Source organism: Tritonibacter horizontis (genome assembly GCF_001518015.1).
In the GTDB taxonomy this organism is placed as follows: domain Bacteria; phylum Pseudomonadota; class Alphaproteobacteria; order Rhodobacterales; family Rhodobacteraceae; genus Epibacterium; species Epibacterium horizontis.
Window position 1 is genome coordinate 41,859 of record NZ_LPUY01000052.1, and the last position, 15,535, is coordinate 57,393.

A 15,535-nucleotide genomic window follows, 5' to 3' on the forward strand; every position below is an offset into this window, starting at 1 on the left:
CCCCACTGGGAGGGAACGCGCGAGGTTACTTCAGCGCATCCCAGGAGGATTGGATCTCCGAAGCGACCTCTGCTGCGGGTTTGCCGCCTGCATAGTCGACCATACCCGTCCAGAAGGAGCCGGCCCCGACACCGCCGGGCATCAGGTCAGATGCGTCAAAGCGGAAGGTGTCGGCGGAGAGCAGGATCTCGCCCATTTTCTTGAGGGTGTCGGTGGCGTACAGCTCTGTGTTCACACCTTTCAGAGGTGTCAGGAAGCCTTGCTGCGCCATCCAGACTTCATGCGCAATGGGGGACTGCAGGAACTGCATCAGAGCCTGCGCACCGGGACTGTCGTTGGTGATCGACCAGATGGTGCCGGCCCCCAGAACCGGGCTGCCCAGATCCTTGCCCTCGTAAGCCGGGAAGTAGAAGAAGTCCGCATCCAGACCCATTTCGGTACCTTCGGGGAAGAAGGCCGGAATGAAGGAAGCCTGACGGTGCATCATGCACTGCGGCGGGCTGGCGAACAGGCCCTTGGGGCTGTCACGGAAATCGGTCGAGGCCACGGCCCCTGCCCCACCGGACACATAGTCGTCGTTGCGGGCGAAATAGCCGAACTCTTCGATGGCCTCGACAACGCGCGGATCGTCAAACGGGATCTCGTTTGCCACCCATTGGTCATAGACCGCTGGTTCCTGCGTGCGCAGCATCATGTCTTCGACCCAGTCGGTCGCGGGCCAGCCGGTCGCGCCGCCAGATCCCAGACCGATGCACCAGGGGGTGTTGCCATCTGCCGCCATCTGGTCGGTGAGGGTCTTCAGCTCTTCCATAGAGGCCGGGATGTCATATCCGAAATCTTCGAAGTTCTCGGGGTTGTACCAAACCAGCGATTTCAGATCGACCTTGAAGAACAGGCCAAACAGATCGTCATTTCCTTCGGGGCCTTTGAACGTCCCGAGATCAACCCAGGATTGTCCCGCCGCATAGTTGTCCTTGACCCAGGTTTCCGTCTCTTCACCCAGCGGCGTGATAAAGCCACGCTCGGCCATGTCGGACACCAGGCCCGGCTGCGGGAAGACGGCGACATTGGGCGCGGAGCCCGCTTCGGCATCAACGACGATCTGCTGTTCAAAGCTGTCGGAGCCGGCATAGCGGACATCAGCGCCGGTGGCGGCGGCGAAATAAGCCAGCACGTTTTCGACCAGTTCCTGGTCCGGGCCGAGCCATGGGCCGAAGACGGTGACCTGCTCACCATCCAGATCGATCTTTTCCAGTTCCGCGTAGCTGTCCCAGTTGAAGTCGCCTTCGCCGACCGGGAACATCAGATCCTGCGCCTGGGCGCTGCCTGCGACCAGAGCAGCCACTGCGGCGGCCGTCATCAAATTCCGTTTCATAAATTCTCCTCCCAAGGTTTTGCGCTCTAGGTTTCACTTGATGCTAGTTTTTCGGGCAAGCAATCCAAATCACCAAAGCGCTTTGACTGATCATAAAATTCTAGATTCGGACTGTTCTGTCAATGAGTCTATGTTAGCGCCCAAAAATTTATGCTTGAAATCGCCTCTTCTCCTTTGACATAAAAGGGGACACGGTGGTGAGACTGCAACCGATTACATCAAAACTTTAAAGCGCTTTGGAGCCTCCCCACATGAACCTCAAGCAGCTAGCAGCGCATCTGGGTCTGTCCCAGACCACGGTAAGCCGGGCGTTGAACGGCTATCCGGAGGTCAGTGAAGAGACCCGCAAACGGGTGCAGCAAGCGGCGGATCAGCACAACTATCGGCCCAACACCCGGGCCAAGGCGCTGGCGACGGGGCGGGCGATGGCGATCGGCCATGTTATCCCGCTGTCGTCGCGGCACGAGATGATGAACCCGATCTTTGGCGATTTCATTTCCGGCGCGGGCGAGAGCTACAGCAATGCCGGTTACGATATGGTGCTGTCGCTGGTGGCCGATAAGGAACAGTCCAGCGCCTATCACGAAATGGTGGCCAAACGAAACGTCGATGGCATCGTGCTGCACGCGCCCGAAATGCGGGATCCGCGCATCACCTTGCTGCAAAAGATCGGCCTGCCCTTCGCGGTGCACGGCCGCGCGACCGAGATCACCACGCCCTATAGCTGGCTCGACGTAAACAACCGGAGCGCGTTTCAGCGCGCGACCGATTTCCTGCTCGACCTCGGCCATCGGCGGATCTGCCTGGTCAACGGGCAGGAAAACATGGATTTCGCCTTTCGGCGTCGGCGCGGATACGAGGCTGCATTGACTGCGCGCGGCGTCGAGATCGACCCGCAGCTGTTGTTTGCCGACGAGATGACCGAGGTCTATGGCTATGAAACCGTGCGCCGGACGCAGAGGCTGGACGACCCGCCGACGGCCTATCTGGTCTCGTCGATCATCGCCGCCTTTGGGGTGCGGCGGGCCATTGAGGAATCAGAATTGGTGATGGGGCGCGATATCTCTGTCATCACCCATGACGACGATCTGTCCTATCTGCGCAATGGCGCCGATGTGCCCGTGTTCACCGCCACCCGATCCTCGGTCCGCGAGGCCGGTCGCAAGCTGGCGCAATTGCTGATCACCCAAATTGAAACCCCGGGGTCCCCCCCGTTGACCGAGTTGCTCGAAGCAGAGCTGACCGTCGGACGTTCCACCGGACCGGCGCCCAACAGGACCTGAAACACATGAAAAACTTCACATTCACGCGCAAGGATTTCCCGGCGGATTTCCTGTTTGGCAGCGCGACCTCCTCCTATCAGATCGAGGGCCATCAGTTCGGCGGCGCCGGCGCGACCCATTGGGACAGCTTTGCCGCGACGCCTGGCAATGTGGTGCGGGCCGAAAACGGCGCGACCGCCTGCGATCACTATCACCGCTACGAAGCCGACCTTGATCTGGCGGCGGCAGCGGGGCTGGATTGCTATCGGTTTTCCACCAGTTGGGCCCGTGTCCTGCCCGAAGGCACCGGCACCCCGAACGCCGAAGGGCTGGATTTCTATGACCGGCTGACGGACGCGATGCTGGAACGCGGGCTGAAGCCCTGCGCGACGCTCTATCACTGGGAATTGCCGCAACCGCTGGCGGATCTGGGCGGCTGGCGCAACCGCGAGATCGGCAATTGGTTTGCCGAATTTACCGAAGTGATCATGGGGCGGATCGGCGACCGGATGCATTCGGTCGCGCCCATCAATGAACCCTGGTGCGTTGGCTGGCTGTCGCATTTCCTTGGCCATCACGCGCCCGGCCTGCGCGACATTCGCGCCACCGCGCGGGCGATGCACCATGTGTTGCTGGCCCATGGGCGCGCGATTGAGGTGATGCGCGGGCTCGGGATGTCGAACCTTGGCGCAGTGTTCAACTTTGAATGGGCCCACCCGGTCGACACCAGCCCCGAAGCGCTGGCCGCCGCCGAGACCTATGACGCGATCTACAACCGGTTCTTCCTTGGCGGCGTGTTCAAGGGCGCCTACCCCGATCCGGTGCTGAAAGGGTTGGAGCCGCATCTGCCGAACGGCTGGCAGGACGATTTCAAAACCATCACCCAGCCCGTCGACTGGTGTGGTCTGAACTACTACACCCGCAAGGTGATCGGGCCAGAGCCAGGCCCCTGGCCGCACTACGCCGAACTCGACGGCCCGCTGCCCAAAACGCAGATGGGGTGGGAGATCTACCCAGACGGGCTCTATAACTTCCTGACCCGGACGGCCGCCGAATACACCGGCGACCTGCCGCTGATCGTCACGGAAAACGGCATGTCAAACCCCGATGTCATCGAGAACGGCGTGGTGTCGGACCATGGCCGGATCGAATATGTCGACGCCCATCTGGCGCGGGTTCGCAAAGCAATCGCGGATGGTGTACCGGTCAAAGGTTACTTCCTGTGGTCGCTCATGGACAACTACGAATGGGCGCTGGGGTATGAAAAACGCTTTGGCATGGTGCATGTGGATTTCGACACGCTCGCCCGCACCCCCAAGGCGTCTTATCACGCCCTGAAAGAGGCGCTGACCCTGGGCTAAGGTCCAACCCGACCCCCTGCCCCATCCCAGGCCCCGGACCGTCCGCGCGCAACCCTTCGGTTGCGTGCGGGCGATGCCCTTGGGGACGAGATCAAACGGCGCTTGCCCGCGAAAATTAATGCCTCAGGGCTCAAAGACCCGGCAAAGGCGCGCGGCGGCTGTGACGCCCTCAATCACCCGCAACGGCAGGCGGGCGCGGATGATGTCGACGATGCTGACCGCCCCCGCGCACCCCAGGATCAAGGTCGAGGTGGCGTCCGGAAGCTGCGCGGCCACGGCAGCAAAAGCCTCCGCCGCTTCCTCCGGGTTGTTTTCCAGCATCAGGACCGGGACATGCGCCGCGCGCACATGCTGCACGATGCCGGTATGGCCCTGTTCCGCAAGATTGGCCTCGATCACCGGGACGGCCTGCTGCACCGTGGTGATGACCGCCGCAGGCCCTGCCAGCAACGCAGCAAAGGTAAAGCTGGCCTGCCCGATACCGATCACCGGGCAGCGGGCGATCTGCTGTGCCTGCGCCAGCCCGGTGTCGTCGAAACATGCGATAATGATGACCGACGCGCCCGTATCCGATGCCTTTTTGACGAGCTGCAACAGCGGCGGCACCGCACGCGCGCCGTCCTTGGGCCCCTCGATGGCAACGGGGCCATGGGTCGAGGTCCAGCCTTCGAAATGGATCTCGGGCGAAGCACGCCGGGCGGCGGCCAGCGCGCTTTGCGTCATCGCCTCGGTGCTGTTGGGGTTTATCAGGATGACTGTCACGGCTCAGACCATGCCTTTGCCCGCGTCAGAGCTGTTGTCCCGGCGTCGTGACATCAACCAGACCGCCAGAAAGAACACACCGATGATGCAGAAGGAAAAGATCGTGGTCAGTGTGCCCAGCGCGAAAATCACCGGAGTCGTGACATTGGTGGTCATCCCGAAAATTTCCAGCGGCAGCGTGTTGTAGCTGCCCGAGGTCAGAAGCGTGCGGGCAAATTCGTCATAGCTGAGGGTAAAACCGAACAGCGCAACACCGAGGAGCGATGGCGCAATGATGGGCAGGACGACATAGGCAAAGGTCTGCCAGGCTGTGGCACCCTGATCGCGGGCGGCCTCCTCAAAGCTTTTGTCGAACCGGTTGAAGACGGCGAACATGATCAGCAGGCCGAAGGGCAAGGTCCAGGTCAGCTGGCTGCCGAAGCCAGAACTGGCCCAATGCACCGGCAACCCCAGCTGGTTGAAGATCAGACCGACCCCGAGAGAAACCAGAATGGATGGGATCACCAGTGACGCGATGGCGAGGTAGAACAGAACCGTGGCGCCCTGGAACCGCTTGCGAAATGCCAGCCCGCCCAGGACCGAGACCACAACGGTGGTCACCATGACCATCAGCCCCAGTGCAAACGAGCGGCGAAAGCTGCCCCAGATGTCGCCAACCGCCTGCTCCTGAAACAGATCCCGGAACCAATGCAATGACACCCCGTTCATCGGGAAGGTCAGCCCCCCCTGAGGCCCCTGAAAACTGAGAATGCCAATGGTCAGGATCGGTCCGTACAGAAACAGGACAAAGAGCGCGAAGAAGGCGCCAAGGACATAGAAACTGCGGCTGCGGTGTTCCATGGGTCAGAGTTCCTTTCGGATGTCGACGAGGCGCAGCAGCAGCCCGATCACGATCAGCACCGTCACCAGCAGAACCACCGCAGTGGCCGAGGCGGAGGGGTATTGCAAAAGGCTGATATCGTTTGAAATCAAACGCCCGACATTGGCGCGTTGCGAGCCGGACATGAACCGGACCGTGATGAAATCGCCCATCACCAGGGTGGTGACGAAAATCGTGCCGATCATGATCCCCGGCTTACAGAGCGGAATGATCACATGGCACAGGGTTTGCCAGGCGGTTGCCCCGCCATCCTTGGCCGCCTCGATCAGGGAGCCGTCTATCCGCATCATCGAATTGAAGATCGGCACCACCATGAACAGCGTGTAGAGATGGACAAAGGCGAGAATGACACTGAAATCCGAAAACAGCAGCCATTCCAGCGGCGCATCGATCACGCCCCAACTGATGAGGGTGGAATTCGCCAGCCCATTGCGCCCCAGAAACGGGATCCAGCTGATCATGCGGATGATATTCGAGGTCCAAAACGGAATGGTGCAGATCAGGAACAGCGCGATTTGCCATTTCAGCGACCGCACTTCGAAGGCGAGAAAATAGGCCACGGTGAAGCCGATCCCCAAGGTCAATGCCCAGGTGATCAGCGCGTACTTCAGCGTGTTGAAAAACACCGTGTAGGTGACCGGAGATCCAAACAGGAACTGGTAGTTGTCGAATTGGAACGCGGGGTAAATCGAATATTCCGTCGCGCCCCAGAAGCTGACGATGACAATCATCACGATGGGCGCCACAAGGAAGGCCAGCAGGACAAGCGCCATCGGCGCTGCCTGTATCCAAGCCGTGATCTGTTTGGTCATTGCATGTCCGTCCAATAGGCGAGTTGTGCAGGGACCCAAGGCCCCTGCACATAAATCAAGCGGCGATAAACTCGTTCCACTTGCGCACCATGTACTGGTTTTCCTCCATGACGGAGTTCCAGCAGGCCACAGCGCCCATGCGGTCGTAGAACGACCCGCCGTCGCGCACTTCGCCCGCACCCGCCAGTTTGTCGCCAAACGGAGAGGTGATGACGTCCGTGGATTCCTTGCCCTCGAACCAGTAGCCCCATTCATTTTCGGACATGAAATCCTTGGAGGTTTCAGGCACGGCGGAATAGTAACCCTGACGCATCAGGAAGCCGCCGACCCAGCCGGAGAGATACCAGTTGATGTACTCATAGGCGGCGTCCAGCTCCATGCCCGACAGCGATGCCGACAGACCGATGCCGCCCCCCCAGCTGCGGTAGCCTTCCTTGAGCGGCTGATAGACGCAAGGAATGTCGCGCGACCGCACGGCGGTGATCGCAGGCGACCACATGGATTGAATGACCACTTCGCCGGAGGCCATCAGGTTGACGGATTCGTCGAAGGTCTTCCAGAAGGCGCGGAACTGACCGGCTTTTTTCGCTTCGGTAAAGATCGCAAAGGTCTTGTCGATCTCTTCCTTGGTCATGTTGCCCTTGTCGCCATAGGTGATCTCGCCCATCGCTTCGCAGACCATGGCCATGTCCATGATTCCGATGGAGGAAATATCGAGGATCGAGGCCTTGCCCTTGAATTCCGGGTTCAGAAGCTCCGTCCAGCTTTCAATCGGGCGGCCGATCAGGTCGGGGCGAATGCCCAGCGTGTCGGCATTATAGATCGTCGGGATCAGCGTCATCCAACCGGATTCGTGGTCGGCAAAGGACGTGCCATCGGGACCGTCGACAAAGCCGACCGTATGCGGCGCAGTGCCCTGCGCGATGCTGCTTTCGGGGGTGAGCTTACCGTTGCGGAAAATACCGACGATCTTGTCATAATTGTCGATCTTGCTGGCATCCATCGCTTGCAGGTTGCCGGTCGGCCAGACCTTTTTGGCGACAAAATACTCGATATCCGCGATGTCAAAGCTGTCTGGCTGCGTGGCGGCACGCTGGGTCACGCTATCGGTATCCAGCGCGGTCATCTCCAGCGTGATCCCGAGGTCCTCTTTGACCTTGGTGGCAACCTCGTTGAGGTTCGACACGCCGGTGCCGAACTGGCGCAGGGTGATGTTCTTGCTTTCCTGCCCCCAAACCATCGGGGCAGACAGCGCCGAGCCGACCAAGGCGGCACCGCCGGTCTTGAGCACCGAGCGGCGGCTGTAGCGAATTTTCGAGATCGTAGTCATTGGTGTTCCCTCTCTGTATGTCTTGAAAGCGGCGTTTGTTTTTATGCGGAGACCGGATGCGCGACCCGGTCGTCCCAGTGCAGCCCGATGACCTCGCCAGGGTCCTTGGGTGTTTTCAGATAGTCGGCATCGGGCATCAGGGCGGTGACCTCCTGCCCGCCCGCAACCTCGGCGGTGAGCGCCACATGGGTGCCCTGGTATTCGACCCCCACCACCCGTCCGTCGATGCGTCCGGCGGATGGCGCCGTCACGATCATTTCGTCAGAGCGCAGCGCAATGTGCCCCTGCGGCAGGTTCAGCACATTGTGGCCCCCCATGAAGCGCGCGACAAAGGCGGTCTTGGGCGTGTTGAACACCTCGCGGACCGGTCCGGCCTGTTCGATCTTGGCGTTGTTCATCACGATGATTTCATCCGCCAGGGCAAGCGCCTCGTCCTGGCCGTGCGTGACGTGGATAAAGCTGATGCCAAGCTCGCGTTGCAGCCGTTTGAGTTCGGCCCGCATGCGGATCCGCAAGAAGGGATCAAGCGCCGACAGCGGTTCATCCAGCAGCAGCACCTGCGGCCGGGTGATCAGCGCCCGCGCCAGCGCAACCCGCTGCTTCTGCCCGCCCGACAGCTGATCTGGCTTGCGCTGCGCCAGGGCGGTCAGCTCGACCAGTTCCAGCATCTCGTCCGCACGCTTGTGGCGTTCGGGTTTGTCGATACCGGCCATGCGCAGACTGAACGCCACATTGTCCTGCACGGTCAGATGCGGAAAAAGCGCGTAGTTCTGAAACATCATCGCCGTGCCCCGTTTGGCCGGCGGCAGATGCGACACGTCGCGGCGGCCCAGGACGATCGAGCCATCTGACACCGTCTCGTGGCCGGCGATCATCCGCAATGTGGATGACTTTCCACAGCCAGACGGCCCCAGCATGCAGGCGTAAACACCCGCCTTGAAGCGATGAGCAATGGAGTCCACCGCGACGGTCTCTCCGTAACGTTTGGTGAGAGCAATCAATTCAAGATCGGAATTTCTGGTCATAGCGGGTCCCTGCTGAGATCGCGTTCAGCAAGCGACAAGCGACGCGGCCAGCACAACGGTTTCACACCGCCAGAGACCCCATTTCAGCGAAGTGCACAGAATTGCGGCGCGAAAATGCGCGCCAAGGCGAATTTCTGTGCACATGATTGTATACAATACCGCCGGAAAATGGACACCATCCGGGTACGGCTTGCATCAGATTCGCAAAGACCTCATATCTGGCTGCAGGAGCATGACATGAAAACCACCGCCGAGCCGTCCAGTTTCATCCAACCCACCATCGGTGGTCCGGGAGCACAGCTCGTGGCCTCGCTCAGCCTCGCAATCCACGAGCACAGGTTGAAACCCGGCACCAAGCTGGGAGAAGATGAACTCAGCGACATCTATAGTGTCTCTCGCACCGTCGTACGGTCCGCGCTGCAGGCGCTCTCGCACTCCGAGCTTGTCGAACTGAAACGCAATCGTGGCGCATTTGTCTCGCAACCAACCGTACGTGAAGCCCGCGAGGTCTTTGAAGCGCGCGCCCTGCTTGAACCGCGCACCGCCCGCTCTGCCGCGGAACGAATGACCGAGGATGCGCTGGCCCGGCTAAAGGCCCATCTGGAAGCCGAACATGCGGCCATTGCCGCGGGCGAAGCGGGCAAGGCGCTGCGCCTTTCCGGTCAGTTCCATATAGAGATTTCGCATATCGCCGATCAGACGACGATCGCCGGTTTCATCGAACGCCTCGTGGCCCGGTCCTCCTTGATCATCGCGCTCTATTGGAAACGACAGAGCGCGCTCTGCGAGAAACATGCCCATCACGCGCTGGTGGAGGCGCTGGCACGCGGCCAGGGCGCCGATGCCGAAGATCTCATGAAAAGCCATCTTCTCGATATTGTCACCGCACTCGACCTGCGCGACTCTCCGGCGCCAAGCGTGGACCTGCGCGATATTCTCAAGCCCTGACCCAGCCACAACCCGCAACCGGCTCACCGGCCGGAGCCACGACCGATTGATCCTCTGCCTCGCAAGGGTCCGGCAAGCCACGCTTGGCTGCAGGCCACCAAGCCGGACTCTCGAAATGCGACCGCTCAGGAGACAGACGCAGCCGGGCCGTCAACGATCATCATCGGGCACCCCTGCGAGCAACGCTCCACCCGGCTGTTGATGCCATAGAGGCTACGGATCAGATCCGGCGTCAGCACCTCCAGCGTCGGTCCACAGGCGAGGATTTTGCCACCTGACAGTGCCATCGTGGTTGTGCAGCTCCGCATAACCTGGTTGAGATCGTGTAGCGCAAGAAGGATCACCGCACCGGTTTCTTCGGCATATATACGCAGCGCCTCCAACACCTCGTATTGACGATAAAGGTCAAGCGCCGACGTCGGTTCGTCCATCAGCACCACGCGGGGCCGGGTCACCAGCGTCTGCGCAATCGAAACCGCCTGCCGCTGCCCGCCTGACAGCTCGGCCAATTGGCGCTCGGCCAGATGTGTGATGCCAAAGCGCGCAAGGACGCTATCCACCGCAGCGAGTTCCTCGCCCAAAAGCCGCCAACTGCCCGCGCCCTGTTTCAGGGCAAGGATGATCGATTCATAGACGGAGAGCGCGGCCGTCATTGCAGTGTCCTGTGGCATGTAGCGCAGATCGTCCTCAGTGGCGCCGCTCAGGTGGACGGCGCCAGTGCCACCAAGCTGCCCTGCAATCCGGCGAAACAGGGTGGATTTGCCAGCCGCATTTGCCCCCACCAGCGCCGTCAGGCTACCACCGGAGATCGGCGGCGTGGAGGCTTCCGTCAAAACGTCGCGACGGCCATAGCGGGCAGAGATCTGCTCCAACGCGAGACTTACCATGACTTGCGACCTTTCGTGAGGATCAGCGCCGCAAAGAAAGGCACGCCGACCAGAGCAGTGATGATGCCAATCGGCAGCACCGCGCCGGGAAGGATCGCCTTGGACAGAACCGAAGTCGCCGAGAGGATCACAGCACCCGCCAGCATCGCGCCTGGCATAAAGAACCGCTGGTCCTCACCGAGCAAAAGCCGCGCGACATGGGGCCCGACGATGCCGATGAAACCGATGGTACCGACAAAAGACACAGGCACGGCCGCAAGCAGAGAGACCAGAAAGAGCGCCTCCAGGCGCAGGCGTTTCACTGGCACGCCCATGGCCGCGGCGCGAGTTTCGCCCAGCCGGATCGCGGTCAGCGCCCAAGCGCGGCGGGCGAAGAGCGGCGTGCAGACCGCGAGGATTACCGCCGTCACCGCCACTTTGCCCCAAGTCGCCTTGGTCAAGCTGCCCATCGTCCAGAACACCACCGCCGAGAGGGCCTGTTCGGAAGCGAAATATTGCAGCAGTGCAAGGGCAGCGTTGAAGCTGAAAACCAGTGCGATGCCGAGGAGGATGATCGTCTCTACCGTCACGCCCCGCAGGGTCGAGAGGCCAAAGATCAACAATGATGCTGCCATCGCCATGGCGAATGCATTGATCGGCACCATCAGAGCAATCGCGGCAGGGAACAACGCGACACCAAGGACCATCGCAAGGGCGGCACCAAAACTCGCCGCCGCAGACAGGCCAAGCGTGAATGGGCTCGCCAAAGGGTTTGCCAGAATGGTTTGCATCTGTGCCCCAGCGAGCGACAGGCTGGCACCCACCGTCACCGCAAGAAGCGCCATCGGCATCCGGATATCCCAGACGACTACGCGCATCTGAAGCTCGGCCTGACCGGGCAGAAAGATCGTGCGCAGGACATCGCCCACCCCATAGCGTGCAGGCCCCAGCGCCACGTCCACCGCGACAGAGAACAGCAAAAGCGCGGTCAGCCCCACAAGAACGACGATGCGCCGCGCCACAAGCCCGCGATACGCGAGGGCCATTGTGGGGGTGCCTGTTGACGTGACAGCCATTGGTGCCTCCGAAAAAGATTGGGGCGGCCCGCACTGGCAGGCCGCCCCCAAAGAGAATTACTTCAGCGTGACCCAATATCCGGGGTGGTAGTCCACCGGCAGGAAACGTTCGTGCAGTTCTTTAAGCGTCGCCTCTGGGTCGAGATCCGTGAAGAGCTCCGGGTGCAGCCATGTCGCCAGTTTCTGCACAGCAACAAAGCTATAGGGGCTATTGTAGAACTGGTGCCAGATCGCGTGGACATTGCCGTCCTCAACCGCTTTGACGCCAGTGAAGGCAGGACGCTCCATCAGCGCCGCAAGTTTGTCGGTGGCAACGGTGATGTCAGAGCCGGGTCCGACGCCGATCCATTTACCGCCGGGCACATAGGCCTCCCAATTGCCGCCGGTGACGACGATCTGATCCGGGTTCGATGCAATCACCTGTTCGGCATTGACGGTGCCAAAGGTGCCCGGGATAAACTCGGATCCCATATTCTCACCACCCGCGAGTTGCACGAAGCGACCAAAGTTGCCGTCGCCGAAGGACATGCAGCAATCTTCGGAATAACCACCTGCCCGTTCGACGAAGACCAGGGGTTTTCCCAACTCCGGGTGCGCGGCAATCACGTCGGTGACGCGGGAAATTTGGGCTTCATAAAAGGCGTTGAACTCTGACGCACGATCTTCTTTTCCAAACAGCTCACCGATGATCTCCATCGATTTCGAGGTATGTTCAAAAGGCTTTTCACGGAAGTCCACATAGACGATCGGAATGCCAACCTTAGCAAGTTTGTCCTCGTAGCCCGCTTCCTCGGTCGCGGCCTTTGCCTCGAGGTTCATGATCAGAACGTCGGGCTGCAGGGACACCGCCTGTTCGATATCGAACGTGCCATCCTTAAACCCGCCGAAAGTCGGGATATCGGCCAGTTGCGGGAATTTTTCGGCATATATGGCGTAGCTCTCAGGCGACGCCTGACGAAAATCGTCACGCCAACCGACCACCCGTTCGAACGGGTTTTCACCGTCCAGAACGGCGGCAAAGAAGATCTGCCGTCCTTCGCCCAGGATCACGCGGTCCACCGGTGCGTCGACCGTGACCTCACGACCGGCGATGTCGGTCAGGGTGATGGGATCGGCTTGCACGAGGCTGGCTGCGAAAAGGCTCAGCGCTGCGGCACTGAGAAAGGGGCGAAGGGTCATGATGTGATCCTTTGGTTCAAGACAGCAGCAGCCGTAGTAATTCCGAGTGTTTCAGTCAACAGTAAATCTTGACAAAACTTGTCGGCAAACGCAAAGCCGTGGAAACCAACCCGGAGTCCCCATGACTGAACAGATCCTGTCCAACCACACCCTGCGAGAAGAGATCCGTGAATATTGGTCAGAGCGGGCCGCGACTTTTGACAATGACCCCGGCCACCGAATTGGTGACGGTGCCGAAATGGCCGCATGGGAGGCGCTCTTTCAGCGCCACCTTGGTGCGGCAAAGGGTCGACGGCTACTGGATTTGGCGTCCGGCACCGGGGAAATTTCCCGGCTTTGCCAGCGTCTGGACTTTGAGGTTACTGGCCTGGACTGGTCCGAGCCGATGCTGGAACGGGCACGTGCGAAACTGCCTGGCGTCACCTTTCTGCAAGCGGATGCCGAACGGCCGATGTTGCCAGAGGGGAGCATGGACGTCGTCGTAACCCGGCATTTGGTCTGGACTTTGGTGGATCCCGCAGCCTCATTTGCCGCCTGGCACCGGGTGTTGGCTCCGGGTGGGAAACTGTTGCTGATCGACGGTGATTTTGTCAGCAAGGGATGGCTGGCCCGCTTCATGTCACGCCTGTCTCCGCCGCCTGCAAACCGAAATATGGAACAACACAGCTCAATCCTGTCGAGGGTACATTTTTCCAGCGGCGCACGGGCTGAGGTGGTCGTCGAGCTGCTCAAAGAAGCCGGGTTCACAAACATTCGCGTCGATCCCGATCTCCGGGCAATCCACACCGCACAGGCCAAGACTTTGGGCTGGAAAAAGTCCCTCTTGCGCCGGAGCGAACACCGCTACGCCATCAGCGCCACCTCTTAGGCGTTCGGGAGGACGATGTGATGCGTCGCAAAACCTATTTTGAGCACGTTGTCTGCTTGAGGTATTGTCTCAGGTGGATCGGCGCAAACGAATGCCACTTTCGCGGGACCGCGTTTCAAGCCCTCCAAACAGCCCGCAACTGCACCAGATTAACCGGAGCAAACGGCTACCGCGACATAAGTGCCCGAATAACCATAGCTGAATTGTTTCGTTCTTCGACTATTGGCCAAGGTGAGCCAAACCACTAAACTGATCTACGAAGTTCACACATGGTGATGCGTCGTCGGCCAAAATTCCTGGCACGGTACGGATTGTAGCATCATCCGACGATACAAGATGCGTTGGAGAATTCGTTTGAGAAAGCTGTTCAGAACGGCCCAAGACCTGTCGAAGAAATTGATAGCCCGCCAAAATCCGACAAGTCAGAAAACGCCCCAGGATTTGGGCTTGTCGCCGGTGGTATTCAACACATTTTCTGAACGTCGGCTTGGTGATTGGGTGGATATCTTCCGCTGCTACTTCACCCTTCAGGGGCAGGTTCATTCGGTTCACAGAAATTTTGTTCTCCTGCCGACTGAAGGATATACCAAAGGTAAGCTACAAGATTCGAACAATACACTGACGGTCTACAATTGGGTCGATGGCGCATTGCAGGCGCAAGACCAACGGAACCTAGGGCACGGAACCGACCCAAGAGTCGTCTCCGATGGAGAAACCGCCTATGTCTTCCAACTCATGCGGCGGGACGGCGACCAGCAAAAATCCTTCTACCGAATTCTCAAGTTACCAGATCAGATCAGCTTCGACATTGAAGACGTCGCTGGAATGCCGCTGGGAAAAAACTGGCAACCGTTCCTGAAAGACGGCAAGCTATTTGTAGTTTTTGGTTTTGACCCATTGAAAGTTATCGAAATAGGCGAAGATGGATCAACCAAGGTAGTTGCAACCCAACAAACCCAGCTCGACATTTTCCCGCCTCACCAGAAATTTTCAATGTTCAGAGGTGGTTCAAATGGGGTCGTTGCTGAAGATGGGTGCGTGTATGGCTTTGGTCACCTCACGGTGCGAAATTTTCGACATGACATTTTTATGTGGCGATTGGATGCAGACTGGAATCTGGATGTTAAGATCTCCTCCAATACAATCGGCCTGAAGGATCAGGGTTACATGATTACCGATCCAACAAGCTTTTTCGAATACGACGGCGCAATCTTCCTTGGACTAGCCCTGTCCGAAAGAGACTGGTATTTCGATCAGAAATTCGCCGACATTCTGGTCAAACTTGATGCATCGACACTGCCCGAGCTTTTTGCGAGTTCAGGACCAATCCTACCAACGCTGAATTTCGACCCGATAGAACCAGTCACACTGTCAATTCCTCCGGCGCTATGCCCTACAGATGTGGGCGGCGTGACCTCGACTGGCGCAATTCGCAACATTGGGCGCGCCGGATATTTGTTGAAGGGCTGCATGCTCCTAACCCAAAAAAGGGACCAGCGGCTTTCCAGTATAGAGATATTTTTCAAGTGTACGGAGAAGCAGGAAAACGGAAAGGTCGAAGCTTCGGTTTGGAGCACGACTGGACAGTGCCTCGATACCGTAACTATATCGCAGCGGGGCAAAGCTCTGTCGCGCCTTGATGTATCACACCACTTTGACGGCAATCAAAAAGAAGTGGAATTGCGATTGTCGTGCGCCGACGTTGACATAACGCTTGAGAACATTAGGGCAATCTACGCTGCAAAATCGAACCCGAAGACAAACGAGAATTGATTTCTGAGAGACGGAAAG

The 15,535-nt window shown here is 59.3% G+C and carries 14 protein-coding genes; 5 read left to right on the forward strand and 9 right to left on the reverse strand.

Annotation, left to right across the window (positions count from 1 at the left end; genetic code table 11):
- Positions 1-25: 25 nt before the first annotated feature.
- Positions 26-1,375: an ABC transporter substrate-binding protein gene (locus tag TRIHO_RS08405; protein WP_068241980.1), complete on the reverse strand. Its 1,350-nt coding sequence runs from the start codon at positions 1,373-1,375 to the stop codon at positions 26-28.
- 251 nt (positions 1,376-1,626) lie between these two features.
- Here TRIHO_RS08405 and TRIHO_RS08410 point away from each other — a divergent pair, with 251 nt between their 5' ends.
- Both TRIHO_RS08410 and TRIHO_RS08415 read left to right on the forward strand, forming a co-directional pair.
- Positions 1,627-2,658, forward strand: coding sequence for a LacI family DNA-binding transcriptional regulator (locus tag TRIHO_RS08410; RefSeq protein ID WP_068241981.1), 1,032 nt, complete (start codon positions 1,627-1,629; stop codon positions 2,656-2,658).
- Between the two features lie 5 nt (positions 2,659-2,663).
- Positions 2,664-3,998: a GH1 family beta-glucosidase gene (locus TRIHO_RS08415; RefSeq protein WP_068241982.1), complete on the forward strand. Its 1,335-nt coding sequence runs from the start codon at positions 2,664-2,666 to the stop codon at positions 3,996-3,998.
- 123 nt (positions 3,999-4,121) lie between these two features.
- Here the strand turns inward: TRIHO_RS08415 and TRIHO_RS08420 are convergent, their stop codons facing one another.
- From TRIHO_RS08420 to TRIHO_RS08440, 5 genes are read right to left on the reverse strand one after another with little or no spacing between them, the layout of a single operon-like run.
- Positions 4,122-4,760 carry an aspartate/glutamate racemase family protein gene (locus tag TRIHO_RS08420; protein ID WP_068241984.1) on the reverse strand — a complete coding sequence of 213 codons (639 nt, stop codon included), beginning with the start codon at positions 4,758-4,760 and terminating at the stop codon, positions 4,122-4,124.
- Between the two features lie 3 nt (positions 4,761-4,763).
- Positions 4,764-5,600 carry an ABC transporter permease gene (locus TRIHO_RS08425; protein ID WP_068241985.1) on the reverse strand — a complete coding sequence of 279 codons (837 nt, stop codon included), beginning with the start codon at positions 5,598-5,600 and terminating at the stop codon, positions 4,764-4,766.
- Positions 5,601-5,603: 3 nt separating this feature from the next.
- Positions 5,604-6,452 (reverse strand): ABC transporter permease, encoded by an 849-nt coding sequence (locus tag TRIHO_RS08430; RefSeq protein ID WP_068241986.1) that lies wholly within the window; start codon positions 6,450-6,452, stop codon positions 5,604-5,606.
- A gap of 55 nt (positions 6,453-6,507) precedes the next feature.
- Positions 6,508-7,773 (reverse strand): ABC transporter substrate-binding protein, encoded by a 1,266-nt coding sequence (locus TRIHO_RS08435; protein WP_106406173.1) that lies wholly within the window; start codon positions 7,771-7,773, stop codon positions 6,508-6,510.
- A gap of 50 nt (positions 7,774-7,823) precedes the next feature.
- Positions 7,824-8,807 (reverse strand): ABC transporter ATP-binding protein, encoded by a 984-nt coding sequence (locus TRIHO_RS08440; protein ID WP_068241988.1) that lies wholly within the window; start codon positions 8,805-8,807, stop codon positions 7,824-7,826.
- A 237-nt stretch (positions 8,808-9,044) separates the two neighbouring features.
- On the opposite strand from TRIHO_RS08440, the gene TRIHO_RS08445 reads away from it, so the two are divergent.
- Positions 9,045-9,755 carry a GntR family transcriptional regulator gene (locus tag TRIHO_RS08445; protein WP_068242050.1) on the forward strand — a complete coding sequence of 237 codons (711 nt, stop codon included), beginning with the start codon at positions 9,045-9,047 and terminating at the stop codon, positions 9,753-9,755.
- A gap of 125 nt (positions 9,756-9,880) precedes the next feature.
- Here TRIHO_RS08445 and TRIHO_RS08450 read toward each other — a convergent pair whose 3' ends face one another.
- From TRIHO_RS08450 to TRIHO_RS08460, 3 genes are read right to left on the reverse strand one after another with little or no spacing between them, the layout of a single operon-like run.
- Positions 9,881-10,642 carry an ABC transporter ATP-binding protein gene (locus tag TRIHO_RS08450; RefSeq protein ID WP_068241989.1) on the reverse strand — a complete coding sequence of 254 codons (762 nt, stop codon included), beginning with the start codon at positions 10,640-10,642 and terminating at the stop codon, positions 9,881-9,883.
- Complete coding sequence (locus TRIHO_RS08455; protein WP_068241990.1) at positions 10,636-11,697, reverse strand: FecCD family ABC transporter permease; 1,062 nt, start codon at positions 11,695-11,697, stop codon at positions 10,636-10,638. Before TRIHO_RS08455 ends, TRIHO_RS08450 begins: the two co-directional genes overlap by 7 nt.
- A gap of 57 nt (positions 11,698-11,754) precedes the next feature.
- Complete coding sequence (locus TRIHO_RS08460; protein ID WP_068241992.1) at positions 11,755-12,876, reverse strand: ABC transporter substrate-binding protein; 1,122 nt, start codon at positions 12,874-12,876, stop codon at positions 11,755-11,757.
- Between the two features lie 121 nt (positions 12,877-12,997).
- On the opposite strand from TRIHO_RS08460, the gene TRIHO_RS08465 reads away from it, so the two are divergent.
- Positions 12,998-13,744, forward strand: coding sequence for a class I SAM-dependent methyltransferase (locus TRIHO_RS08465; protein WP_068241994.1), 747 nt, complete (start codon positions 12,998-13,000; stop codon positions 13,742-13,744).
- 354 nt (positions 13,745-14,098) lie between these two features.
- Entirely contained in the window at positions 14,099-15,517 is a 1,419-nt protein-coding gene (locus TRIHO_RS08470) for a hypothetical protein (protein ID WP_068241995.1), read from the forward strand.
- The last annotated feature ends 18 nt before the right edge of the window (positions 15,518-15,535 follow it).